At 73.2% G+C, this 23,067-nt stretch carries 23 protein-coding genes and 1 pseudogene; 16 read left to right on the top strand and 8 right to left on the bottom strand.

Translation table 11 applies throughout. The annotated features are described in order from the left end of the window. Window positions 1-14 precede the first annotated feature (14 nt). Window positions 15-2,135, bottom strand: a complete 2,121-nt coding sequence (locus tag KBY32_RS30675; protein ID WP_210982386.1) for a prolyl oligopeptidase family serine peptidase — start codon at window positions 2,133-2,135, stop codon at window positions 15-17. 174 nt (window positions 2,136-2,309) lie between these two features. On the opposite strand from KBY32_RS30675, the gene KBY32_RS30670 reads away from it, so the two are divergent. From KBY32_RS30670 to KBY32_RS30645, 6 genes are all read left to right on the top strand, one after another. Next, window positions 2,310-2,504 carry a hypothetical protein gene (locus KBY32_RS30670; protein WP_003992731.1) on the top strand — a complete coding sequence of 65 codons (195 nt, stop codon included), beginning with the start codon at window positions 2,310-2,312 and terminating at the stop codon, window positions 2,502-2,504. Window positions 2,505-2,777: 273 nt separating this feature from the next. Continuing rightward, complete coding sequence (gene mshB, locus KBY32_RS30665) at window positions 2,778-3,635, top strand: N-acetyl-1-D-myo-inositol-2-amino-2-deoxy-alpha-D-glucopyranoside deacetylase (protein WP_210982385.1); 858 nt, start codon at window positions 2,778-2,780, stop codon at window positions 3,633-3,635. Continuing rightward, entirely contained in the window at window positions 3,632-4,033 is a 402-nt protein-coding gene (locus KBY32_RS30660; protein WP_055621854.1) for a DUF6113 family protein, read from the top strand. The genes mshB and KBY32_RS30660 overlap by 4 nt, the downstream gene beginning before the upstream one ends. Window positions 4,034-4,189: 156 nt before the next feature. After that, a complete protein-coding gene (locus KBY32_RS30655) occupies window positions 4,190-6,520 on the top strand; it encodes a hypothetical protein (protein ID WP_210982384.1) in 2,331 nt (776 codons plus the stop codon). A 183-nt stretch (window positions 6,521-6,703) separates the two neighbouring features. Further along, window positions 6,704-7,891, top strand: a complete 1,188-nt coding sequence (locus KBY32_RS30650; protein WP_210982383.1) for a histidine kinase — start codon at window positions 6,704-6,706, stop codon at window positions 7,889-7,891. Then, window positions 7,888-8,502 (top strand): DNA-binding response regulator, encoded by a 615-nt coding sequence (locus tag KBY32_RS30645; RefSeq protein WP_210982382.1) that lies wholly within the window; start codon window positions 7,888-7,890, stop codon window positions 8,500-8,502. Before KBY32_RS30650 ends, KBY32_RS30645 begins: the two co-directional genes overlap by 4 nt. 10 nt (window positions 8,503-8,512) lie before the next feature. On the opposite strand, the gene KBY32_RS30640 is transcribed toward KBY32_RS30645, so the two are convergent. Further along, window positions 8,513-9,364, bottom strand: coding sequence for a transglutaminase-like domain-containing protein (locus KBY32_RS30640; protein ID WP_210982381.1), 852 nt, complete (start codon window positions 9,362-9,364; stop codon window positions 8,513-8,515). Window positions 9,365-9,403: 39 nt separating this feature from the next. Further along, window positions 9,404-10,396: a GNAT family N-acetyltransferase gene (locus KBY32_RS30635; RefSeq protein WP_210982380.1), complete on the bottom strand. Its 993-nt coding sequence runs from the start codon at window positions 10,394-10,396 to the stop codon at window positions 9,404-9,406. 140 nt (window positions 10,397-10,536) lie between these two features. Here KBY32_RS30635 and fdxA point away from each other — a divergent pair, with 140 nt between their 5' ends. Together fdxA and KBY32_RS30625 are read left to right on the top strand one after the other, a co-directional pair. Further along, on the top strand, window positions 10,537-10,857 hold the full coding sequence (gene fdxA / locus KBY32_RS30630) for a ferredoxin (protein ID WP_010474859.1): 321 nt from the start codon (window positions 10,537-10,539) through the stop codon (window positions 10,855-10,857). 111 nt (window positions 10,858-10,968) lie between these two features. Continuing rightward, the gene (locus KBY32_RS30625) at window positions 10,969-12,063 is read left to right on the top strand and encodes a bifunctional succinyldiaminopimelate transaminase/glutamate-prephenate aminotransferase (protein ID WP_210982379.1); all 1,095 of its coding nucleotides are present in this window, start codon (window positions 10,969-10,971) and stop codon (window positions 12,061-12,063) included. A 68-nt stretch (window positions 12,064-12,131) separates the two neighbouring features. On the opposite strand, the gene KBY32_RS30620 is transcribed toward KBY32_RS30625, so the two are convergent. Both KBY32_RS30620 and KBY32_RS30615 read right to left on the bottom strand, forming a co-directional pair. Next, entirely contained in the window at window positions 12,132-12,608 is a 477-nt protein-coding gene (locus KBY32_RS30620) for a hypothetical protein (protein ID WP_055621861.1), read from the bottom strand. Window positions 12,609-12,952: 344 nt separating this feature from the next. After that, on the bottom strand, window positions 12,953-13,945 hold the full coding sequence (locus KBY32_RS30615; RefSeq protein WP_210982378.1) for a heavy metal transporter: 993 nt from the start codon (window positions 13,943-13,945) through the stop codon (window positions 12,953-12,955). A gap of 95 nt (window positions 13,946-14,040) precedes the next feature. Here KBY32_RS30615 and dapE point away from each other — a divergent pair, with 95 nt between their 5' ends. Together dapE and KBY32_RS30605 are read left to right on the top strand one after the other, a co-directional pair. Further along, entirely contained in the window at window positions 14,041-15,120 is a 1,080-nt protein-coding gene (dapE, locus tag KBY32_RS30610) for a succinyl-diaminopimelate desuccinylase (RefSeq protein WP_210982377.1), read from the top strand. A gap of 119 nt (window positions 15,121-15,239) precedes the next feature. Next, the gene (locus tag KBY32_RS30605) at window positions 15,240-15,998 is read left to right on the top strand and encodes a TIGR00730 family Rossman fold protein (protein WP_055621864.1); all 759 of its coding nucleotides are present in this window, start codon (window positions 15,240-15,242) and stop codon (window positions 15,996-15,998) included. 30 nt (window positions 15,999-16,028) lie between these two features. Here KBY32_RS30605 and folP read toward each other — a convergent pair whose 3' ends face one another. Continuing rightward, window positions 16,029-16,889 (bottom strand): dihydropteroate synthase, encoded by an 861-nt coding sequence (gene folP, locus KBY32_RS30600; protein WP_115507458.1) that lies wholly within the window; start codon window positions 16,887-16,889, stop codon window positions 16,029-16,031. Window positions 16,890-17,026: 137 nt separating this feature from the next. Between folP and KBY32_RS30595 the strand changes: the two genes are divergently transcribed. Next, the gene (locus tag KBY32_RS30595) at window positions 17,027-17,383 is read left to right on the top strand and encodes a DivIVA domain-containing protein (protein WP_210982376.1); all 357 of its coding nucleotides are present in this window, start codon (window positions 17,027-17,029) and stop codon (window positions 17,381-17,383) included. Beyond that, window positions 17,380-17,967, top strand: a complete 588-nt coding sequence (locus tag KBY32_RS30590; protein ID WP_115507459.1) for a DNA-3-methyladenine glycosylase I — start codon at window positions 17,380-17,382, stop codon at window positions 17,965-17,967. The genes KBY32_RS30595 and KBY32_RS30590 overlap by 4 nt, the downstream gene beginning before the upstream one ends. A 30-nt stretch (window positions 17,968-17,997) precedes the next feature. Here the strand turns inward: KBY32_RS30590 and KBY32_RS30585 are convergent, their stop codons facing one another. Then, the gene (locus KBY32_RS30585) at window positions 17,998-18,801 is read right to left on the bottom strand and encodes an enoyl-CoA hydratase/isomerase family protein (RefSeq protein ID WP_108708546.1); all 804 of its coding nucleotides are present in this window, start codon (window positions 18,799-18,801) and stop codon (window positions 17,998-18,000) included. A gap of 376 nt (window positions 18,802-19,177) precedes the next feature. Between KBY32_RS30585 and KBY32_RS30580 the strand changes: the two genes are divergently transcribed. Further along, a complete protein-coding gene (locus tag KBY32_RS30580; RefSeq protein ID WP_003966491.1) occupies window positions 19,178-19,345 on the top strand; it encodes a DUF3117 domain-containing protein in 168 nt (55 codons plus the stop codon). 93 nt (window positions 19,346-19,438) lie between these two features. Here KBY32_RS30580 and KBY32_RS30575 read toward each other — a convergent pair whose 3' ends face one another. Further along, complete coding sequence (locus KBY32_RS30575; protein WP_308293812.1) at window positions 19,439-20,137, bottom strand: O-methyltransferase; 699 nt, start codon at window positions 20,135-20,137, stop codon at window positions 19,439-19,441. A 235-nt stretch (window positions 20,138-20,372) separates the two neighbouring features. On the opposite strand from KBY32_RS30575, the gene sigE reads away from it, so the two are divergent. The 3 genes and pseudogenes from sigE to KBY32_RS30560 all read left to right on the top strand — a co-directional run. Beyond that, a complete protein-coding gene (gene sigE / locus KBY32_RS30570; protein WP_079033625.1) occupies window positions 20,373-21,071 on the top strand; it encodes an RNA polymerase sigma factor SigE in 699 nt (232 codons plus the stop codon). Continuing rightward, complete coding sequence (locus KBY32_RS30565) at window positions 21,068-22,033, top strand: anti-sigma factor (RefSeq protein ID WP_115507462.1); 966 nt, start codon at window positions 21,068-21,070, stop codon at window positions 22,031-22,033. The genes sigE and KBY32_RS30565 overlap by 4 nt, the downstream gene beginning before the upstream one ends. A 117-nt stretch (window positions 22,034-22,150) precedes the next feature. Beyond that, a pseudogene (locus KBY32_RS30560) lies at window positions 22,151-23,067 on the top strand (protease); the annotation flags it as partial.

The raw sequence follows: 23,067 nt of genomic DNA, 5'->3' as shown, positions 1-23,067 counted from the left end.
CCGGTCCGTTGCCGTCAGACCAACCCGAGCGACCGCTTCAGGAAGTCCAGCTGGAGCAACAGCAGATTCTCGGCGACCTCCTCCTGCGGGGTCATATGGGTCACCCCGGACAGCGGCAGCACCTCGTGCGGGCGCCCGGCGGCGAGCAGCGCCGAGGACAGCCGCAGCGAGTGGGCGACGACCACGTTGTCGTCCACCAAACCGTGCACGATCATCATCGGCCGGTGCGGCTCGGCCGCGTCGACCAGACCGGCGTCGTCGATCAGCGAGTTGCGCCGGTACACCTCCGGCTGCTCGTCGGGGTGCCCGACATAGCGCTCCTGGTAATGCGTGTCATAGAGACGCAGATCGGTGACAGGAGCACCGACGACAGCAGCGTGAAAGACATCCGGACGCCGCAGAACGGCAAGCCCCGCGAGATAGCCGCCGAAGGACCAGCCCCGGATGGCGACCCGCCCAAGATCGAGCGGAAACCGCTCGGCGAGGCTCTCCAGAGCGTCGACCTGATCCTGCACCACGACCGCAGCGATGTCGTCCTTGACGGCCTTCTCCCAGGCCGGCGAACGGCCCGGGGTGCCCCGCCCGTCGGCGACGATCACGGCGAAGCCCTGGTCGGCGAACCACTGGGAGGTCAGATGCGGGTTGTGCGCGGCGACCACTCGCTGGCCGTGCGGTCCCCCGTAGGGGTCGAGCAAAACCGGGAGAGGGGTGTCACCGGCGTAGTCCCGAGGCATAAGCACGGCGCACGGGATGCGCCGTGCGCCCCCTTCGGTCAGCGTGAGCCGCGGAGTCACTCCGGGATCCTCGGCATACGACCGGACCAAGCCAATCAGCTTGCCGTCGCGCAGCACCTGGACCCGGGCCCCGGGCCACTCCGGAGTATGCGAGACGAGCACGGTCACACCCCCGGCCCGCACCGCCGTATGCACGCCGGGCTCCTGCGACACACGCTCCACACCGAGCTCGTTCACCCGGTAGACATGCACTTCACCGATCTCGGATTCACTCGCCGAGGCCCCGGCAGAAGCCGAGACAAGCACATCGTCATCGGACACATCCAGAACGGCACGCACATGCAACTGCGGCCCGGTCAGCGGCCGTTCTCCCACCGCCAGCACCCGCGCCCCACCCTCGTCCGCGATCCGCACGAGATGACCGGACGGACTCCAGCACGGTACTCCAGGGAAAAGTTCCAGCCATTGTGGATCTTCGTCGGCGTGCACCATCCGCGTGGTCCCCGTAGCCGGGTCCACGGCCAGGAACAGCTGGCTGCGCTGGTCGCGCGCCTGTACGAGCAACAGCGGCGCCCCCGCCGCTGACCAGTGCACTCGCGCCAGATACGGATACCGCACCCGATCCCAGGAGACCTCGACCCGGGCCCCGTCCAACCCGACCACAAAGAGCCGGACCTCCGCATTGGGCGTCCCGGCCGCCGGATAGGCCACCTGCCGAGGCGCCCGCTCAGGATGGGCGGGATCAGAAATCCACCACCGCTTCACCGCCCCGTCATCGGCCCGTGCCACCAGCAGCCGATCCGACTCCGGACTCCACCAGAACCCCCGATGACGCCCCATCTCCTCGGCGGCGATGAACTCGGCGAGCCCATAGGCAACGCCCTCCGCCTCCGGCTCGGCGAGCGCCCGATCATCGTCCCCCTCCGCACCGACCACTCGCAGCGCACCCCGAGCGACATACGCGATGTGCCGTCCGTCCGGCGAGGGACGCGGATCGATCACAGGCCCCCGAACAGGCAGTTCACGAGCCGTCCCGACCCGCAGCTCCGCCGCGAAAAGCCGCCCCGACAGGGCGAACGAGGCCAACTCGACGGCCGAGTCGGTGGCGTAGGAGACGACGCCGGCGCCGCCCTCACGGGAGCGTTCACGTCGCGCGCGCTCCTCGGCCGACAGCTTCTCCGAGGCCCCGCCCAGCAGGGCGCGTGGATCGGCGGCGACGCGCTCCCCGCCGTCCGCCGTGTCGAACACCCACAGCGAACTCGCCGGGTCGGTACCGGAGGAGGAGCGCAGGAAAACAGCACGGGAACCGTCGGGCGCCACCGTGAACGCGCGGGGCGCTCCCAAGGTGAACCTCTGGGTGCGGGCGTGCCGCCTGGGGAAGGAGATCGGCTCGGTCGTCATGCCCTGACCATATTGGCCAGTGCGCCCCCTTGTGCGGCTGTGCGCCGACCGATGCGCACGTACGGATAGTTATGATCACTGTCGCATAGTGGGTATGAACCTGCTGGCTTGCTGCATGGATTTATCTGCCCCCATAGACCGACTTCCGCTTGGGATTCTTGGAGGTGAGCCGCCGTGGCACTCTCGATTTCGGCGGTGGTGCTGCTGGCGATCATCGTCTTCCTGTTGATCAAGAAGTCAGGTCTGAAGGCGGGCCATGCGATCGTCTGCATGCTGCTCGGCTTCTATCTGGCGTCCTCGACCGTCGCACCCACGATCAGTGAGCTGACGACGAACATCGCGGGCATGATCGGCAGCATCAAGTTCTGAGCCAGGCGCCTCCCAACCCGGGGCCCGCACCCGCGTACGGCGGTGAGGGGACGGGGTGGGGGGTGCCCGCCCGCAGCGTCCGGCGTCAAAGGGCAGCACAGGTCATCCAACCGAGCCGCCGGACCGAGGACGGACACCCCCCACCCCGTCCCCGCCTCAAGACGCACCGCAGGCGCGAGGCGAACCCCCACGAACCCGAGGATGCGCCGCAGGCATCACACCGCAGCCCCCACCCATCGGCGCCCACCCAGAACCCCTCGTAGGCTGTCCGGCATGACGGAACTGCCTGCCCGGCGCCTCCTCCTCGTGCACGCGCACCCGGACGACGAGTCGATCAACAACGGCGCCACCATGGCCAAGTACGCGGCCGAGGGAGCGCACGTCACCCTGGTCACCTGCACCCTCGGTGAACACGGCGAGGTCATCCCCGCCGAACTGCGCCACCTCACCGGCACCGCCCTCGGCGAACACCGCCTGGGCGAGCTCACCGCCGCGATGCGCGAGCTGGGCGTCGAGGACTTCCGTCAGCTCGGCGGCCCCGGCCGCTTCGAGGACTCCGGGATGATGGACACCGCCGACAACGACGACCCCGCTTGCCTGTGGCAGGCGGACGTGGACGAGGCGGCCCGTGCCCTCGTGGACGTCATCCTCGAGGTCCGCCCCCAGGTCCTGGTCACCTACGACCCCGACGGCGGCTACGGCCACCCCGACCACATCCAGGCCCACCGCATCGCGATGCGCGGCGCCGAGCTGGCCGCAGAGTCCGGCCGGCGCATCCCCAAGATCTACTGGAACCGCGTCCCGCGCACCGCCGTGGACGAGGCGTTCGCCCGGCTCCAGGCGGATCTGCCGAGCCTGCCGTTCACCAAGTCCGCCACGGCGGCCGACGTACCCGGCGTCGTCGAGGACGAGCGGATCACCACCGTCATCGACGGCACCGAGCACACCGCCGCCAAGGCCGCCGCGATGCGGGCACACGCCACCCAGATCGAGGTGGCCGGCCGGTACTTCGCGCTGTCCAACGAGCTGGCCCAGCCCCTGCTGACCACCGAGTACTACGAGCTGGTCCAGGGGCAGCCCGTCGGCGCCCCCGAGACCGACCTGTTCGCGGGGATCGAGGAGACGTCATGAGTTCGATGCTGGCCCGCCCGATCAAGAGCCCGACCCTGCCCAGGGTCCTGGCCCACCTGGGCCTACTGCTGCTGGGCGCCCTCGTGGGCATCGCAGGCGCACTCCTGCAGCCCGCCTGGTTCCCGGGCGGCCTCCTGCTCGCCCTGGCAGGCGAGGCCGGCCTCCTCCTGGGCGCCGCAAGGGCCACCGGCAGCCGGGGCGGAGCCGTCGCCGCCGCCGCGGGCTGGGCGATCACCGTCATCCTGCTCACGGCCAGCCGCCCGGAGGGCGACTTCGTCTTCGGCACAGGAGCCTCGGCCTACCTCTTCCTGCTCGGCGGCATGGCCCTGGCTGTGATCTGCGCCACCCTTGGCCCACTACGGCAACCGGGTGGTGACGGGGTCCGACTTGGCAAGTGACGTACCACTTCTTCATACCGTGCACGTGCGAGTCCCGTGTGGGTTTCCCAGGCGGTCGTGGGATACGCGCCAGAAGTGGCCAGTATGGTGGTGCGCGCCGCCGAGCCGCCCGACGCAGTGAGGTACGGGCGGCGGAGCCAACCGGGAGAACCTGCCTTGAGTCGTGAAACTGACACTCCGTCCTCCGGGCCCGACGGGCGCGGCGGAGCCGCATACCCTTCGGGGACGCCGCCGTACGGGACCCCCGTGGCTTCCGACAGCGGCGCGGGCGCGGGCCGTTCGGGCGCGCCGGAGGAACGCAAGACCGAGACCACGCTGACGACCCGTATCCGGATCAACATCCCCGGATCACGGCCCATCCCGCCGGTCGTGGTGCGCAAGCCCGTCTCCGACAGCGGGAAGCCCGGCGCGGAGGCCCAGGCGCCCCAGGCGCCGGCCGCCCCCACCGCGGGCCCGGGTCAGGCTCCAGGCCCGACCCCGCCCCCGGCCCCCGCGGAGCCGACGGCGGCCGACCCCGCCCCGCCGGCGGAGGAGAAGGCGAGCGAGTGGTTCGCCCCGCGCAAGTCCCCGTCCGCCAGGGGCGGTCAGAACGGCGCGACGGGCAACCTCCCGACCGTACCCACGGGTTCGGCCGCCCCCAAGACCCCGCCCACCGGCCCCGGCCCCGGCGTCGGCCCCACCGGCCCCGGCGTGGGCTCGGTGAACGTACCGGGCGCCCGCACGGGAAGCGGCAGCACGTCCGGCGCCACCGGCACGGGCCTGCCCGGAGCGACAGGCGGCCCGGTCGCCCCGGGCCACGGCGGCGGCACGGGCTCCTTCGACGTCACGGAGGCCCTGGCGGCCGGCCCGCGAGGCGGCGCAGGCACGCGCCCCCCGACCGGCGAGGCCCGCCGCGACGACCTCCCGTACTTCTCGGGCGAAGGCACCGGCACCCAGGGCGGCCCGAACGGCCAGAGCACCCCGAACAGCCGCCCGGGCCCGAACGGAACCGCCCCCCGAGGCGGCTACACCGGCCCCGGCAACGTGGACCCGTCCGCCGACTTCAACGCCCCGGACAGCCCCGGCGGACCGGGCGGCATCGACGACTTCGGCCGAGGCGGCCCGGGCGGCGGCCACCAGGGCCCCGCAGGCCCCACGACGGGCCCCGTGACCGGCGACGGCCCGCGCGTGCCTCCCCTCGGCAACGGCGCCCCGAACGGCAGCCGCCCCCGAGGCCCCATGGCCCCAGGCGGCGCCCCCGGCGCCCCCGGCATCCAAACGGGCCCGGGCCGCCCCGGCCCCACAGGCCCCGGCGCGACCCCCCACACCCCCCAAGGCCCCCTCCCCGGCGGTGGCCTGAGCGACGACACAGCGATCCTCACCCCCCAGAAGCACGCCCCCGACCCCGGCCACCCCCACTACGGCGTGGCGGACAACGTCTCCGGGCACACGGTCACCAGCGGCATCCCGGTCGTGACCCCCGGCCAGCAGGGAGCCCGCCCACCGGGCGCGGACACCCCCGAGCCGGCCACGTCCAGCACCCCGGCGGCCCGCGCGCCCAAGAAGAAGGGCCGCAGCAAGCTGGCGCTGGTCGGCGGCGGCCTGGTCGTCCTCGCGGGCGGCCTGTACGGCGCGGGTCTGCTGATGAACCACACCGACGTCCCCAAGGGCACCACGGTGCTCGGCGTGGACATCGGCGGCGGAACGCGCGACGACGCCGTGAAGAAGCTCAACGACGCGTTCGACGACCGGATCGGCAAGCCGCTGCAGCTGTCGGTGGGCGGGAAGACCGTCCCGCTGGACCCGGACAAGGCCGGCCTCCAGTTCGACATGCAGCAGACGGTGAGCGACGCCGCGAGCAGCGACTACAACCCGGTCTCCGTCATCGGCTCCCTGTTCGGCAACCAGCGGGTCGTCGAGCCGGTCATGCCCACCGACGAGGAGAAGCTGCACGCCGCTCTGCGGGCCGCCTCCGGCGGCTCCGGTTCGGTGACCGAGGGCACGGTCTCGTTCAAGACCGGCAAGGCGGTCGCCGTGTACGGCAAGCCGGGCGCCGGCATCGACGTCACGCGCTCGACGTCCGCCGTGGAGGCGGCGTACCGCACCCAGGTGGAGACAGGACGCTCCCCGGCGGTGCGGGTCGCGACGACCACGCAGCAGCCGACCATCGCCAAGGCCGAGGTCGACCGGTTCATGAAGGCGTTCGCCGAACCGGCGATGGCCCAGAAGGTCACCATCCAGACGGACCCCGCGCACAGCATCCAGTTCGGCTCGCTGTCCTTGCCGAAGATCCTCGGAGCGAAGGCCGTCGACGGCAAGCTCGTCGACACCTACGACCTCAAGGCCCTCAAGGCGGCGTACGGCACCACGTTCGACGGGGTGCAGATCAACGGCGCCAGCGGCAAGCGGGACGTCCTGCCGCAGGACGTCGCCTCCGCCCTGCGCAAGGCACTGCGCGGCAAGACCCCGGCGGAGCGCACGGTCACGATCGACACCAACCCGAACTGATCGAGACCACCCCGAACTGATCGACACCAACCCGAACCAGCAGACAACGCGGCAGCCCAGCCCAGGGCGCACCCGGCGCAGACCGCGTGCCCCCTGGGCTGGGCTGCCGTATGACATCTGTCATCCGCCCCACAGGCCCGCAGGCACTACCCCCGCATCCCACCCGCCTGACACGCTGCGAGCGTGAACAGCGTCGGCATGGGGCAACGCCCGCAGAACCGCAGACAGCAGGTCGTCAAGTTCCTCTGGGTCGGCATCTGGCTCGCCTATCTGAGCGCGCCGGTCCGCGACCTGCTCCACGGAGGCCACAGCGACGGTGTGGTCGTCCTCGGCTGGATCGGCCTGGCCGCCTTCGTCTTCTGGTACTTCACCCTCGTCGTCCGGGCCGGCCGCGGCGAGCGCAACGGCGTCGTCCTCGGCTCGGTGGCGGTGCTGGCCGCCCAGTCGACGGTGCTGTCCCTGACCCTGGGCCGCGAATGGCTCGTGCTGTACGTGTACGTGGCGATCGCCTCGGGCGCGGCCCTGCCGTTCCGTCTCGCCCGCTGGATGATCCCGGCGGTGTCCGCCCTGCTCACCGGCGCCGCGCTCCTGGTGCCGGGCGGCACGGCCTTCCTGACCGGACTGCTGTTCCCGGCCCTGCTCGGCGGGTTCTCCATGACCGGCGTACGGGAGCTGATCCGCACGACGACGGAACTGCGGGAGGCCCGTGCCACGGTCGCCCGGCTCGCCGCCAACGAGGAACGGCTGCGGCTCGCCCGCGACCTGCACGACCTGCTGGGCCACTCCCTGTCCCTGATCACGCTGAAGAGCGAACTGGCGGGCCGGATGCTCCCCGGCCACCCGGAGAAGGCGGCCCAGCAGGTAGCCGACATCGAGCAGGTCAGCCGTCAGGCACTCGTCGACGTACGGGCAGCCGTCGCGGGCTACCGCAAACCCCGGCTCCTGGAGGAACTGGCGGGCGCCAGGGTCGCGTTGACGGCTGCCGGGATCACCGCCGAGCTCCCCGCCGAACCGGACCTCGACGGCGTCCCGGAGGACAGCGAGACAGCCCTGGCCTGGGCGCTGCGCGAAGCCGTCACGAACGTCGTACGGCACAGCGGCGCCCGGCGCTGCACGGTGGAACTCCTGCGCCGCCGGACCCTGGACGGCCTCCTCCTCGAACTCGCCGTCGAGGACGACGGTTCCGGCGGCCCACGAGGCGGCCCACGAGGCGGCCCCGGCGGCGGCCCGGGCAACGGCCTGACCGGCCTGACGGAACGCCTGACGCAGGCGGGCGGCACGCTCGAGGCGGGCCGGGCGCGGAACGGCTTCCTCCTGATCGCCCGGGCCCCGGTGGCGGCCGTCCCGGCGGACGTAGGATCCGGCGCATGAGCCCGACGATCAAGGTCCTCCTCGCCGAGGACCAGTCCATGGTGCGCGAGGCCCTGGCCGCCCTGCTCGGCCTGGAGGACGACATCGAGGTGGTCGCCCAGGTCGCCCGCGGCGACGAGGTGCTGGCGGCGGCCCGCGCGGCCGACGTGGACGTGGCCCTCCTCGACATCGAGATGCCGGGCGCGACCGGCATCGAGGCGGCGGCCGTCCTGCACACGGAGCTGCCCGCCGTGAAGCTGGTCGTCCTCACGACCTTCGGCCGCCCCGGCTATCTGCGCCGCGCGATGGAGTCCGGCGCCGACGCGTTCCTCGTCAAGGACGCCCCGGCGGCCCAACTGGCCGAGGCGATCAGGAAGGTGCTGGCGGGGGAGCGGGTCATCGACCCGACGCTCGCCGCGGCGGCCCTCGCGGAGGGCGCCAACCCGCTGACCGACCGCGAACGGGAGGTGCTGCGCGCGGCGGAGGACGGCTCGACCAACGCCGAGCTGGCGACCGCCCTGCACCTGTCCCAGGGCACGGTCCGCAACTACCTGTCGACGGCGATCCAGAAACTGGCGGCCCGCAACAGGGCGGAGGCGGTGCGCATCGCCCGGGACAAGGGCTGGCTGTAGACCAGGCCCGTCAGTTCAGCAGGGCCCGCGCGGCCCGGGCCTCCGCCCGCACCCGCTCCGCGGCCCCCTCGTCGACGACCTCGATCAGCTCCGCGTACTCCTCCAGCTCCACGGCCCCCCGTACGAAGTCACCGCGCCGGACCAGGAGCTGCGCCCGCTCGAGCCGCAGCCGGGCCGGGTGCGCCGGCAGCAGCAGGGCCAGCTCCACCGCCCACAGCGCCACGTCCGTGCGCTCGGGCCGGGCGGCGGCCCACGCGCGCACGTTGTTGAGGATCCGCTGCACGACCTCCAGCGGATCGGCCGGCGTCAGCATCGACGGCTCCAGCGGCGCCCCCGTGGCCCCCGCCACCAGCAGCTCCGCGTCGGAGCCGGTCAGCACCCGCCCGCCGTCGAACGGGTCGGCCAGCACCTGGTCCCCGGGCGGGCCGAACCCGACCACGAAGTGCCCGGGCAGCGCGACCCCGCAAACCGGCGCCCCGGCCCGCCGGGCGACCTCCATCCACACCACCGACAGCAGGATCGGCAGCCCCCTGCGCCGCAGCAGCACCTGGTGCAACAGCGACGACTCCAGCCGCTCGTAGTCCGCCGCACAGCCGCGGAACCCGCACCGCTCGCCCAGCAGCTCCCGCAGTGCCACCGCCCACGCGTGCGGCCCGCCCGGCCGGTACGGCAGCCGGCCCGCCAGTTCGTCCAGCTCCATCTGCGCGGCGTCCATGCCCGCCTCGTCCAGCGCCCCGTCGGCCTCGGCGGCCACCAAGAGGCACAGGGCGGACAGGTCGGGCCGCTCGGACCGCGCCTCCTCGGCGAACCGCCGCCGCAGCTCGGCCGAGCGCTCGGGGGTCGGGGGATACAGGGGACGCATAACCGGCTCGTGCCCTTCCACGGTGATCGGTACAGCCGCTCACGCGGAGCGGTAGTGGTGGTACGCGTGATGCGCGGCGAACCCCGTCCCGGCGTACAGCCCGCGCGCGCCGACGTTGTCCGTCTCGACCTGGAGCCAGGCCGCCGACGCCCCCTCGTCCAGGGCGCGCGCCGACAGCGCGGCCATCACCCGGCGGGCCAGCCCGCGCCGCCGCAGCGCCGGGTCGACCTCGACGGCGGCGAACCCGGCCCACCGGCCGTCCACGACGCAGCGCCCGATCGCGGCGGGCGCCCCGCCGTCCTCCGCGGGGATGCTCGCGAACCACACCAAGGGGCCGCTGCCCAGCACCTTCAGGGCCACGTCGCTCACTCCCTTGCGCTGATACCGCGCAAGCCAAGCCTCGTCCGCTTCCCGGCTCAGCACCACTCCGGAGCCCTCGTGCCGGTCGGCGACCGGCGCCAGCGCCCCGATCCACAGCTCGGCGGTCACCTCGCGCTCCCAGCCGCGCTCCTCCAGCTCCGCGCACAGCAGCTCCTGCGTGCCCTCGGCGCCGGTCGCGGTCTGGACGTACGCGAGCAGGCCGCGGGCGGCGTACCAGCGGCGCACCGCGTCGAGGGCGGCGTCCAGCGGCAGCCCGGGATCGCCCAGCGGCAGGACGGAGTTGGCGCGGCGGGTGAAGCCGGCGGCGGCGCGCAGCTCCCAGCCGCCGAGCCGTTCGCTCTCCACGGGCCGCCACGCGCGCGCGGCGACACGCGCGAGCTCCTCGTAGGTCGCGGCGGGACCGCGGCGGCGGGCCGGAGCGGCGGGCACCACCTTGCCGGCGACCAGCGAGGCTTCCGGAATGCGGACGGTCTCACCACTCTTCCGTGTGATCAGCAGCACACCGTCGTCCCACGATGCGAGCACGCCCACCGTGTCGGTGAACTTCTCACCCGAACCAGCGGCATCGGCCAGGCGGCGTACGGAGACCCGTTTGCCCACGTCAGCAGCGGTGATACGGACCTCAAGGCGCCCCGTCGCAGAGATTTCCACAGGTCAGTTCACCCCTCCTGTTCGGATCATGCCCAAGAACGGAGATACTAGGGGCGGGCATCGACGACGCCGCGCTCCCGCGCGCCAGGCGGCGGAGCCTGAGGAGGCCCGCCAGCGCCCAATCGAGGAGGAACGACAGCGTGACCTACGTCATCGCGCAGCCTTGTGTCGACGTCAAGGACAAGGCGTGCATCGAGGAGTGCCCGGTCGACTGCATCTACGAGGGCCAGCGGTCCTTGTACATCCACCCGGACGAATGCGTCGACTGCGGTGCCTGTGAACCGGTCTGCCCGGTCGAGGCCATCTTCTACGAGGACGACACTCCGGAGGAGTGGAAGGACTACTACAAGGCGAACGTCGAGTTCTTCGACGAGCTCGGCTCTCCCGGCGGCGCCAGCAAGCTCGGTCTGATCGAGCGGGACCACCCCTTCATCGCCGCGCTGCCGCCGCAGAACGGGTAACACCCGTCGGCGACCCGCACAGCGTGCCGCCTCGGTCCCGCACGGCCTCGACCGCCGTACGGGACCGGGGCTTCGGCGTGTCCGGCCGTACCAGAAAGTGAGCGACATCCCGTGTCCGCAGTCTCCGACCGACTTCCGACCTTTCCCTGGGACAAGCTGGAGCCGTACAAGAAGACGGCCGCCGCGCACCCGGACGGCATCGTCGACCTCTCCGTCGGCACCCCGGTCGACCCGGTCCCCGAGCTGGTCCAGAAGGCGCTGATCGACGCGGCGGACTCCCCGGGCTATCCCACGGTGTGGGGCACCCCGGCGCTGCGGGACGCGATCACGGGCTGGGTGGAGCGCCGGCTCGGCGCCCGCGAGGTCACGCACCGGCACGTCCTGCCGATCGTCGGCTCGAAGGAACTGGTCGCCTGGCTCCCCACCCAGCTGGGCCTCGGCCCCGGCGACCGGGTGGCGTACCCGCGCCTGGCCTATCCGACGTACGAGGTGGGCGCGCGGCTGGCCCGCGCGGACCACGAGGTCTACGACGACCCGACCGAGCTGGACCCGACGGGCCTGAAGCTGCTCTGGCTGAACTCGCCGTCCAACCCGACCGGCGGGGTCCTGTCGAAGGGGGAGCTGACCCGGATCGTCGCCTGGGCCCGCGAGCACGGCGTGCTGGTGTTCTCCGACGAGTGCTATCTGGAGCTGGGCTGGGAGGCCGAGCCGGTCTCGGTGCTGCACCCGGACGTCAACGGCGGTTCGTATGACGGTCTGGTCGCCGTGCACTCGCTGTCCAAGCGCTCGAACCTCGCCGGGTACCGCGCCGCCTTCCTGGCCGGCGACCCGGCCGTGCTGGGCCCGCTCCTGGAGATCCGCAAGCACGGCGGCATGATGACGTCGGCGCCGACCCAGGCGGCCGTGGTCGCGGCCCTGGGCGACGACGAGCACGTCCGTGTCCAGCGCGAGCGCTACGCGGCCCGCCGCGCGGCCCTGCGCACAGCCCTGGAGGGCCACGGCTTCCGGATCGAGCACAGCGAGGCGAGCCTGTACCTGTGGGCCACGCGGGACGAGTCCTGCTGGTCGACGGTGGCGCACCTCGCCGAGCGCGGCGTCCTGGTGGCGCCGGGCGACTTCTACGGCGAGGCCGGCGCCCGGCATGTGCGGGTGGCGTTCACGGCCACCGACGAGCGGGTGCGGGCCGCGGTCCAGCGGCTGGCCTGAGACACGAAGGAGCGGCGGGGTCCGGGAAGCGTCCCGGACCCCGCCGCTCTCGTCCGTCTGCGGCCGTGTCAGCCGATCGGGAGGCCCTGCACCGGCAGCGAGCCGGTGGCGGGCAGCCCGCCCTGCGTGGCGGCCCCCGCGGTGTCGCCGAGGACGGTGCCGACCGACCCGGCCACGCCGCCCGCGGTCTGCTGGGCGGCCGGCGCGGCCTTCTTCGTCACCTTGCCGCCGGTCTTCGTCACCTTGCCACCGGCCTTCTTGGCGGCCTTGGTGCCCTTCTTGGTGACCTTGTCGCCGGTCTTCGTGGCCGTCGGCAGCGCCTGGTCGACGGCGGAGTCGACGGCACCGCTCGCGATCCCGGTGGCGTTCTGGGCGGCGCCGTCGACGACGCTCGCGCTGTCCAGCGCGGAGAGCCCGCCGACCTTGGACGCGTCGGGCAGTTCGGGGGCCGCGCTGGCGGAGCCGGCCGCACCGACCCCGGCAGCCGCTCCCGCAGCGACGATCAGCGCGGCACGGGCGATCCGGCGGGTCAGGGGGAGGGTCATGATGCTCCTTCGACGGGTAAGTCGGATGAGAAAGATGAAGTGTCCGACCAGGCCCGGCAGTTGACCGACAGGCTGTTGATCTCCGGGCTCGGCGCAGTGACTACCGCTCGAAGGCCGGGAAGGTTGCGGCGCGACAATGTAAAGAGTTGGCAATGCGTCGCATAATCGCCTGCGGACAAAACCGGGCAAAGCGCATCGCGTCGAAATCTGTGCGGAACCCCTACATCCCTTTGTTCGCAAGGGCGTTAACCGCATGAGGCCCGCCGCGCGCAAGCCTGCCCGCCGCACGGTCCCGCGACACCCGCGGTAACCCGGCGGAGTGAGCCCTTGAACGTCTGCGCGTACTACCGCGTCGTCGTGATCCGGACCGCGTCCCGGCCCGTCCCGCTCTCCGGGGCGCCCGCGGCCCCGCTCGTCCGCCACCGGCTGTCGGTGTTCCCCGCGGTCCACTCCCGCCCCGCGTACACCACCTGCTGGATGTGCAGCCGGGACGCGTTGGCCACCGCCCAGTGCGCCAGCTGCCAGCCGCGCTCCCCGGCCTCGCGCCCGTCCCCGGACCGCCCGTCCCCGGACCGCCCGTCCCCGGTCACCGGCAGTACGACGGTCCGTCCATCCCCGTCGGCGCCCGGCTCGGCGGACGGCGTCGGGGACGCCTTGCCGGTGCCCACCTCGGCGGCGGCCGACTGGAGCGCGTCGCGCCCGAAGTCCCGCACCAGCGCCGCCCGGACCCGGTCCGTGCCCTCGGTGGGCGTCGTGTCCGGACGGCCCTCACAGGTCAGGGTGGCCGCCGAGCGCCCGGTGAGCGCGGCGGCCAGCAGGGCGGCGTCCGGCTCGTGCTTGGCGTACGCCTCCGGGAAACCGCTGCGCTGGACGCGCTGCGCGGCCTCCGTCAGCGGGAGACGGGTGTAGTCGGGGACCTTGACCAGGTGCTCGTAGAAGGCGCCGGCCGCGTAGGTCGGGTCCATGATCTGCTTCTGGGTGCCCCAGCCCTGCGACGGCCGCTGCTGGAACAGGCCCAAGGAGTCCCGGTCGCCGTGATCGATGTTGCGCAGCGCCGACTCCTGCAGCGCGGTCGCGAGCGCGATCGTCACCGCCCGCTCCGGCAGCCCGCGCCCGGTGCCCACCGCGGCGATCGTCGCCGCGTTCACCGCCTGCTCCGGCGTGAACTCGTACCGCGCGCCGTCCCCCGAGCCGGAGACGACCGCGCAGCCCGGGGTGTGCGCGCCCCCGGTGACGTACTGCACGGCGAGGTACCCCGCGACGGCGAGCAGGACCAGGAGGGCCGCCCCCCGGCGGAGGAGGCGGCCACGGCGTGTGGTGGGCGACGTCTTCGGCACGCGTACAAGGTAGCCGAGGCTACTGAGTGGTAGGGGAGTGGCGGGAAAAGCGGGACGGGGGAGGGGACGCGGGGCCGGGCGTTAGGGTCGGCCCCATGGCCGACACCTCCCTTGACCTCAGCCTCGACGCCGCCCTGCTCACCGCCCGGCTGGTCGACTTCCCCTCCGAGAGCGGCTCCGAGAAGCCCCTCGCGGACGCCATCGAGGACGCGCTGCGCGCCCTGCCCCATCTGACGGTCGAGCGGTACGGCAACAACGTCCTGGCCCGCACCGACCTCGGCCGGCCGGAGCGGGTCATCCTCGCCGGGCACATCGACACCGTGCCGATCGCGGACAACGTCCCCTCGCGCCTCGACGACGACGGCGTGCTGTGGGGCTGCGGCACCTGCGACATGAAGTCCGGTGTCGCCGTCCAGCTGCGCATCGCGGCCACCGTCCCGGAACCCAACCGCGACCTGACGTTCGTCTTCTACGACAACGAGGAGGTCACCGCCGACCTCAACGGCCTCAAGCACATCGCCGAGAACCGCCCGCAGTGGCTCGAGGGCGACTTCGCGGTGCTGCTGGAGCCCTCGGACGGCGAGGTCGAGGGCGGCTGCCAGGGCACCCTGCGCGTCCTGCTCAAGACCACGGGCGAGCGGGCGCACTCCGCGCGCTCCTGGATGGGCTCCAACGCCATCCACGCGGCCGCCCCGATCCTGGCCCGCCTCGCCTCGTACGAGCCGCGCTACCCCGTGATCGACGGCCTGGAGTACCGGGAGGGCCTGAACGCGGTCGGCATCTCCGGCGGCGTCGCGGGCAACGTCATCCCCGACGAGTGCGTCGTCACCGTGAACTTCCGGTACGCCCCGGACCGCACCGAGGAGGAGGCCGTCGCGCACGTCCGCGAGGTGTTCGCCGACTGCGGTGTCGAGGAGTTCGTCGTGGACGACCACAGCGGCGGTGCCCTGCCCGGTCTGTCCCACCCGGCCGCCGCGGCCTTCATGGAGGCGGTCGGCGGCATCGCGCGGCCCAAGTACGGCTGGACGGACGTCTCCCGTTTCTCCGCACTCGGCGTCCCCGCCGTGAACTACGGCCCCGGCAACCCGCATCTCGCCCACAAGCGGGACGAGCGGGTCGAGACGGCGAAGATCCTCGCGGGCGAGGAGCGGCTGCGGGCCTGGCTCACCGCGTGAGCCGATCGGGGCGCCGGCGGGTTTGGAACGTCTCAGCGCGGACATGCTGACGTCCCTCGCGGGTAACCCGCGTCGATCTACGCTGAGGCGGAACGTCCTGGCACATGGAGGGAGCGCATATGGCTACCGGTAACCCCGAGGGGAAAAAGCAGCCACCCGACGAGCAGCGGCTGGGGCCGGTGCTGCGGCGGCGCCACCAGGTGCAGGCGGGCACCACCGATCAGCGTCTGCTGGACGAGCGCGCTCCCACCGACTGGGTCCACACCGACCCCTGGCGGGTCCTGCGCATCCAGTCGGAGTTCATCGAGGGCTTCGGCACGCTCGCGGAGCTGCCGCCCGCGATCAGTGTCTTCGGCTCCGCCCGCACCCCGGTGGACTCCCCGGAGTACGAGGCCGGCGTGCGGCTGGGCCGGGGCCTGGTCGAGGCCGGCTTCGCCGTCATCACCGGCGGCGGCCCCGGCGCGATGGAGGCGGCCAACAAGGGCGCCCTCGAAGCGGACGGCACCTCGGTCGGCCTGGGCATCGAGCTGCCCTTCGAACAGGGCCTCAACCCCTACGTCGACATCGGCCTGAACTTCCGGTACTTCTTCGTCCGCAAGATGATGTTCGTCAAGTACGCCCAGGGGTTCGTGGTCCTCCCGGGCGGCCTCGGCACCCTCGACGAGCTCTTCGAGGCCCTCACCCTCGTCCAGACCCAGAAGGTCACCCGGTTCCCGATCGTGCTGTTCGGCACCGACTACTGGGGCGGTCTGGTGGACTGGCTGACCCACACCCTGGTGGCCCAGGGCAAGGCGTCCGAGAAGGACCTCCTGCTGTTCCACGTCACCGACGACGTGGACGAGGCGGTGGCCCTGGTGTCCAAGGAGGCGGGCCGCTGACCCGGCCCCTGTGAGACGGCGTGGCGGGGCTCAGGCCAGTCCCCGCCGCGCCACGGCCGGCGGCCGGTGCCCCGCGATCGTCGCCACCATGTCCAGCACCTGCCGGGTCTCCGCCACCTCGTGCACCCGGTAGACCTGGGCGCCCAGCCACGCCGACACCGCGGTCGTCGCGAGCGTGCCGACCACCCGCTCCTTCACCGGCCGGTCCAGGGTCTCCCCGACGAAGTCCTTGTTGGACAGGGAGACCAGCACCGGCCAGCCCGTCTCCACCATCTCCCCGAGCCGCCGGGTCGCCTCCAGGCTGTGCCGGGTGTTCTTCCCGAAGTCGTGCCCCGGGTCGATCAGGATCGACTCGCGGGGGACCCCCAGCGCGAGCGCCCGCTCCGCCAGGCCCACGGTCACCCGCAGGATGTCCGCCATGACGTCGTCGTACGTCACCCGGTGCGGCCGGGTCCGGGGCCGGGAGCCCCCGGCGTGCGTGCACACCAGCCCCACCTTGTAGCGGGCCGCGACCTCCGCCAGGCCGGGGTCCACACCGCCCCAGGCGTCGTTCAGCAGATCGGCGCCCGCCTCGCACACCGCGGCGCCGACGTCGGCCCGCCAGGTGTCCACGCTGATCACCACGTCCGGGAAGCGCCGCCGCACCTCCGCGACGAACCCGACCGTGCGCCGCGCCTCCTCCTCGGCGGACACCTCCTCGCCGGGGCCCGCCTTGACGCCGCCGATGTCGATGATGGCCGCGCCCTCGGCCACGGCCTGCTCCACGCGCGCGAGGGCCGGCTCGTCCTGGAACGTCGCCCCCTGGTCGTAGAAGGAGTCCGGGGTCCGGTTCACGATCGCCATGATCACCGGCTCGTGCGCACCGAACTCACGACTGCCCAGCCTGAGCATCCCCTGTGACCTTCCCTCGACATTCCCGCTGCGTGCGGCCTTCGGGCCGCCTGCGACCCTAACCGTCAGCGTCGCATGGCACGATCGGACCCTGACACACCCGACCGCTCGCATCACGGACCGTGGGGGCCACAGCGATGCTCATGTTCTTGTTCCTGGTCGTCGCGCTGGCCGTCGTGGTCGCAGCGGTGACGCTCGCCGTGGTGGGCGGCGGCGAGGGCGACGGACCGCTGCCGGAGGCCGCGCCCGAAAGGCTCCGCGACCCGCTGCCGCCGGACCGCCCGGTCGGCCGCGCGGACGTCGAGGGCCTGCGCTTCCCGCTGGCCGCCCGCGGCTACCGCATGGCCGACGTCGACGACGCCCTCAGCCGCCTCGGCGCCGAGCTCGCCGAGCGCGACGCCCGTATCGCCGACCTGGAGTCCGCGCTGGCCGGGGCGCGGGCGCCGCGCGACCAGGTGTCCATGGAGAAGCCCGACCAGGAGGACCAGCGGTGAGCGACGGCACCGCCCTCCCGGGCCCGGACGGCGCCCTCCGCTGCCCCTGGGCCCTCTCGACCCCGGACTACGTGGCCTACCACGACGAGGAGTGGGGCCGCCCCGTCCACGGCGACGACGCCCTGTACGAACGGCTCTGCCTGGAGGCGTTCCAGTCCGGCCTGTCCTGGATCACGATCCTGCGCCGCCGCGAGGGCTTCCGGGCGGCCTTCGCCGGGTTCGAGATCGCCCGGGTCGCCGAGTTCACCGAGGCCGACGAGGAGCGTCTCCTCGCCGACCCGGGCATCATCCGCAACCGCCTGAAGATCGCGGCGACCGTGGCCAACGCGAAGGCGCTGGCGGGCTGGGCCCCGGGCGAGCTCGACGCGCTGATCTGGTCCCACGCCCCCGACCCGGCCGGACGGCCGGTCCCGAAGACCCTGGCGGACGTCCCCGCGATCACCCCGGAGTCGACGGCCCTGTCCAAGGCCCTGAAGAAGCGCGGCCTGCGGTTCGTCGGCCCGACGACGGCGTATGCCCTGATGCAGGCGTGCGGCCTGGTCGACGACCATCTCGACGGATGCGTGGCGCGGGGCGCCGCCTGACGGCCGGCCGGCGCCCCGCGGCTCAGGTGCTCAGCGGCCCAGGTAGCGGGGCTTCTCCTTGTTCACGAACGCCTGCACGGCGATCGCGTGGTCCTCGGAGGAGCCCGCGCGGGTCTGCAGCTCGTCCTCCTTGTCCAGGGTCTCCTCCAGGGAGTGCGCCAGCCCGAACGCCACGGCCTCCTTGATCGCCGCGTACGCCACCGTCGGGCCCTCGGCGAGCGAGCGCGCCACGCGCTCCGCCTCCGCGCGCAGCTCCGCCGCCGGCACCAGACGGTTCGCGATCCCGAGGTCGTACGCCTCCTGCGCGCCGATGTTGCGCGGGAAGAGCAACAGGTCGGTGGCGCGGCTCGGGCCGACGACCCGCGGCAGCGTCCAGGAGATCCCGGAGTCGGCGGTCAGCGCGACCCCCGCGAACGACGTGTTGAACGCGGCGGTCTCCGCCACCACCCGGTAGTCCGCGGCCAGCGCGAAGCCGAGGCCCGCCCCGGCGGCGACGCCGTTCACCGCGGCCACGACCGGCTTCCGCATCCCGGCCAGCGCCCGGACGATCGGGTTGTAGTGCTCCTTGACCGTGGTCATGGTCAGCCGCGACCCGGTCTCCCGGTCGGAGGCCAGCAGCCCGATGTGCTCCTTCAGGTCCTGCCCGACGCAGAACGACCGCTCCCCGGCCGCCGTCAGCAGCACGGCCCGTACGGCGTCGTCGCCGGCGGCGGCCTCGACCGCGTCCCGCAGGGCGACCTTGGCGGCGATGTTCAGCGCGTTCATCGCTTCGGGGCGGTTCAGCGTGATCGTCGCCAGCCCGTCGCTCACCTCGTAGAGCACGGTGTCGGCCATGGTGTGTCCCCTCCGGTGTGGCGGCTCGGGCGTACTCGTCGGTACGCCCCTGTCTGAGGGACAGCATGGCGGAGATCACGGCCCGCCACGGCGACCGGACGTGTGACCTGCGTCAAAGAATGCCCGCACGGGCGCGTGCGCTCGAAGTGTGCGGGGTGGCGCAGTATCGCAGCCACATCGCCGAATTGAGTGGTTTTGCTCGCGCGCGTTGCCCAAGCGATGCCGACCGATGTTGGTCATCGGGTCCTGCGATGCGGGATAATGGCTGGGAAGCAATGTGTTCGATGCCGGTGTCGCGTGTCTCACTCCCGAGACGCGTGCCCTCCATGGGGCCGTCGGCTTTGACGATGAGCTGGTTTCAGGAAGGGGAACGAGCATGGCGGCCATGAAGCCGCGGACGGGCGATGGCCCGCTCGAGGTGACCAAGGAGGGGCGGGGCATCGTCATGCGCGTTCCGCTCGAAGGCGGCGGTCGGCTCGTCGTCGAGCTGACCCCTGACGAGGCCGACGCGCTCGGCGACGCCCTCAAGAAGGTCGTCGGCTGACGCGGACGCGACCCTACCCTTTCGGTGACCCCGGCACTCCGCGGATGCCGGGGTCGCTGTTTTCCCCGGGGCGTACGGCCCCTGCAGCGTCCCTCAGCGCTTGACCGCGCACAGCAGGCCGTCGCCCACCGGCAGCAGCGACGGGACGAGCTCCTGGCTCTCCCGCACCGCCCGCAGCAGCTCACGGACGCGTATCACCTCGGTGGGCTGGGGCCCCGAGTCGACGGTACGGCCGCTGGCGAAGACGCCCTCGAACGCCACGAGGCCCCCCGGACGCAGCAGACGCAACGATTCGGCGAGGTAGTCGAGGAACTCCAGCCGGTCGCCGTCGCAGAACACCAGGTCGTAGCCGGCGTCCGCGAGACGCGGCAGGACGTCCAGCGCGCTGCCCGGGATGAACCGGGCGCGGTTGCTCGCGAACCCCGCGGCGCGGAAGGCCTGACGGGCGAACTGCTGATGCTCCGGCTCCGAGTCGACCGTGGTCAGGACGCCGTCCGGGCGCATGCCGTGCAGGAGGTGGATGCCCGACACGCCGGTGCCGGTGCCGATCTCCGCGACCGCCTTCGCGTCCACGGTGGCGGCGAGCAACCCCAGCGCGGCGCCCGTGCCGGGCGACACCGAGCGCAGCCCCGCCTCGCGGGCCCGGTCCCGGGCCCAGCGCAGGACGTCGTCCTCGGCGACGTAGGCGTCGGCGAACGCCCAGCTCGTCTGCCGGTTGCCGGTAATGACCCTCTCCTGTCCCCGTGGTTGCCTGGGCGTGACTGTATCCGTTGCGCTCGGGAACCCGCAGATGGGACCGCGCGTTTGGAAGGGTGGGAAGACGAGCGGGGGGACACAGTTGGATCACGATGACGAGCAGGGTCGCGAGCAAGTGCTGACGCAGGCGCACCAGCCGTGTCAGCCCAGTTCAAACTCTCGTAAAACCGCTTATCCGGAGCTAACGGGCGAGGTGGCTATGGTAGGGGCTCCACTGGACACCACCAGAGCCGATAGGGGAGGTGCGGCTGCGCCTGCGGATCGGGCAGGGGTGCTGCGGCGCCTCCTCGGATCGGCGGGCAGGCCGAAATCCGTGAACGACACCGCTGACCACAGCCACGCCGGCGACTCCGCCCAGACCGCGACCTTCTCCACCGACGCGGACGGGCAGGCGTGGACTCCGCCCACCTGGGAGGAGATCGTCAGCACGCACAGCGGCCGTGTGTACCGGCTCGCCTACCGCCTCACGGGCAACCAGCACGACGCCGAGGACCTCACCCAGGAGGTCTTCGTCCGTGTCTTCCGCTCCCTGTCGACGTACACGCCGGGCACCTTCGAGGGCTGGCTGCACCGCATCACGACGAACCTGTTCCTGGACATGGTCCGCCGCAAGCAGCGCATCCGGTTCGACGCGCTGGGCGAGGACGCCGCCGAGCGGCTGCCCAGCAAGGAGCCCTCGCCCCAGCAGGTCTTCAACGACGCCCACTTCGACGCGGACGTCCAGCAGGCCCTCGACACCCTCGCACCGGAGTTCCGCGCCGCGGTCGTCCTGTGCGACATCGAGGGCCTGTCCTACGAGGAGATCGCCGCCACCCTAGGCGTCAAGCTCGGCACCGTCCGCTCGCGGATCCACCGCGGCCGCTCGCAGCTGCGCAAGGCCCTCGCCCACCGCTCGCCGGAGGCGCGTGCCGAACGCCGCTCCTTCGTGCCGCGCGTGGCCGCTCTGGGGGGAGGGGGCGCGAGCGCGTGAGCGGCCTTCGACCCGACCCCATCGAACGGCTCTTCGCCGAGCAGCACCTTGGCGACCGACTCTCCGCCCTCGTGGACGGAGAGCTCGGTCATGAGACGCGTGAGCGCGTCCTGGCCCACCTGGCGACCTGCGCCCGGTGCAAGGCCGAGGTCGACGCACAGCGCCGACTGAAGAACGTCTTCGCGGAGGCGGCACCCCCGCCGCCCTCCGAGAGCTTCCTGGCCCGGCTCCAGGGCCTCCCCGGGGGAGGTGACCCGGACGGCGGATCGCCGCTCGGCGGGGGTGGCTTCGGGCTGGCCGGACGACCCGGCACCGCGGGCGTCTTCGGCGTGAAGCGCGACGACGCCTTCGAGTTCGGTTACGTCCCCTCGGGCGCGCACGCCGCGTTCGCCGGGGCCGACCGGGGCTTCCGCACCCACCCGGTGACCGGGCGTCAGGACACCGACCGCTCCGCGTCCTCCCGGATGCGGTTCGCGTTCGTCGCGGCCGGCGCCGTGTCGCTCGCCGCCATCGCGCTCGGCGGCGTCACCGGCAGCGTGCCGGCCGACACCGACGCGCGCGGCGGCTCCGGCGGCAGCAATGTGACCCCGGCCCGCTCGCAGGGCACCGGCGCCAGTACGGCTCCGGAGAACCAGCGCCGTCGGGGCGCCGGCCCGCTGCTCGCGCAGGGGCAGGCGTCCGGGGCTCCCCAGACGCCGGTCGCCCCGACGAAGACCCCCGCTCCGCTGCTCCCCGGGGTGCCGGCCGCGCCGGCGGCCGAGGACGTGCGGACGCTGACGGCACCCGTGGTGGCGGGCGCCGCCGCCATGTCCCCGCTGATACGTCCGCTGAGCGCCACCCCGCCGCTCAGCCTGTCCTCCTGGTCCAAGGACTCCGGGACCACCGCGACCCCGGGCCTCCTCGCCGCACCCGTCCCCGCCACGACCTCCTCACCGACCGCCTCTCCGGCCACCGGTCCCTGACTCCGGCCCCTGACTCCGGTCCTCTGCGCAGCGGCCCACGAACCTGGTTGAATCCGGGGTGGGCCGCGCGTCCGCGTGCCCGCCGGACGGGTGGCCGAACTGAGTAGGAAGCAGAGCATGAACGAGGGGAAGCCCACGCGGGCGAAGTGGTGGAACCGCCCCCGTCCGCAGGAGGCCCCTCCGGGGGTGACCCCTGCCGGGGAGTCCGCCGACGGCGACTTCGAACTGGCGGGCCCCGCACGGCCGACGGCCACCCCGGCCCCGGACGACGACTTCCCGCTCCCGCCCGCACGGGCCACTTCTGACGGCGACTTCGAACTGGCGGAGCCTCAGCGGCCACCGGTACCGCAGCCGCGCGCTCCGGAGGCGGAGGCGGAAGCGGCTCCGGGCAGCACGCCGGCGGCCCCTGCCGCCTCGGCCCCGGCTCAGGAGGGCGGACCCCGTCCCCTGGGCGCGGTGACGCCGGATGCCCCGGAGCGGAACGCCGGCGCGGGCATGGAGCCGGGTCAGGAGGCCCCCGCCGGCTCCACGGACGGGCATGCCGAGCACGGAGCGGGAGCCGGGGCCGCACAGGCCCCAGCAGCCGAGACCTCCGCCCCGGTCGAGGCCCCGGCCGCCGCTCCCGCCCCGGCCCGGGACGCTGCTCCCGCTCCCGCCCTGGCCGCCGCTCCCGCCCCGGCCCCCGCCCCGGCTCAGGACGCGAGCCCGCGTCCCCTCCACGACCCCGACCCCTACAGCACTCCGCCGTACGGTGAGCCCGGTCCCTGGGCGCCCGCCCCGCCGGTCCAGCACCCGGCGGCCACGCCGGCCCACGGCACCCCGGCGGCCGCCGCCCTGCCGGGCCAGCCCGCACCTCACCACCCCCATGCCGTCCCGCCCCAGCCGGTGCCCCACAGCGCGCCCGCGCAGGCCGTCCCGGCTCACCCCGCGCCCCCGTCGGGCCCTGCCCAGCCGGTGCCCCCCGGCGCCCCCGCCCAGCCCGGACCCCCCGGCGCCCCCGCGCACGCCGTCCCCGACCCCGCCCTCGCCGACGC

This window comes from Streptomyces sp. RK62 (genome assembly GCF_018070255.1).
Classification (GTDB): Bacteria; Actinomycetota; Actinomycetes; order Streptomycetales; family Streptomycetaceae; genus Streptomyces; species Streptomyces nigra.
The sequence above is the reverse complement of the archived record's forward strand: the minus strand, read 5'-3'. Positions and strand labels throughout refer to the sequence as shown.

Excerpts from the sequence above, each read along its gene's own strand:
- KBY32_RS30675 (WP_210982386.1), bottom strand. The coding sequence starts at position 2,135 with ATGACGACCGAGCCGATCTCCTTCCCCAGGCGGCACGCCCGCACCCAG.
- KBY32_RS30645 (WP_210982382.1), top strand. The coding sequence starts at position 7,888 with ATGAGCCCGACGATCAAGGTCCTCCTCGCCGAGGACCAGTCCATGGTG.
- KBY32_RS30620 (WP_055621861.1), bottom strand. The coding sequence starts at position 12,608 with ATGACCCTCCCCCTGACCCGCCGGATCGCCCGTGCCGCGCTGATCGTC.
- mshB (WP_210982385.1), top strand. The coding sequence starts at position 2,778 with ATGACGGAACTGCCTGCCCGGCGCCTCCTCCTCGTGCACGCGCACCCG.
- KBY32_RS30605 (WP_055621864.1), top strand. The coding sequence starts at position 15,240 with ATGGCTACCGGTAACCCCGAGGGGAAAAAGCAGCCACCCGACGAGCAG.
- folP (WP_115507458.1), bottom strand. The coding sequence starts at position 16,889 with ATGCTCAGGCTGGGCAGTCGTGAGTTCGGTGCGCACGAGCCGGTGATC.
- KBY32_RS30660 (WP_055621854.1), top strand. The coding sequence starts at position 3,632 with ATGAGTTCGATGCTGGCCCGCCCGATCAAGAGCCCGACCCTGCCCAGG.
- KBY32_RS30585 (WP_108708546.1), bottom strand. The coding sequence starts at position 18,801 with ATGGCCGACACCGTGCTCTACGAGGTGAGCGACGGGCTGGCGACGATC.
- KBY32_RS30640 (WP_210982381.1), bottom strand. The coding sequence starts at position 9,364 with ATGCGTCCCCTGTATCCCCCGACCCCCGAGCGCTCGGCCGAGCTGCGG.
- KBY32_RS30580 (WP_003966491.1), top strand. The coding sequence starts at position 19,178 with ATGGCGGCCATGAAGCCGCGGACGGGCGATGGCCCGCTCGAGGTGACC.
- KBY32_RS30595 (WP_210982376.1), top strand. The coding sequence starts at position 17,027 with ATGCTCATGTTCTTGTTCCTGGTCGTCGCGCTGGCCGTCGTGGTCGCA.
- dapE (WP_210982377.1), top strand. The coding sequence starts at position 14,041 with ATGGCCGACACCTCCCTTGACCTCAGCCTCGACGCCGCCCTGCTCACC.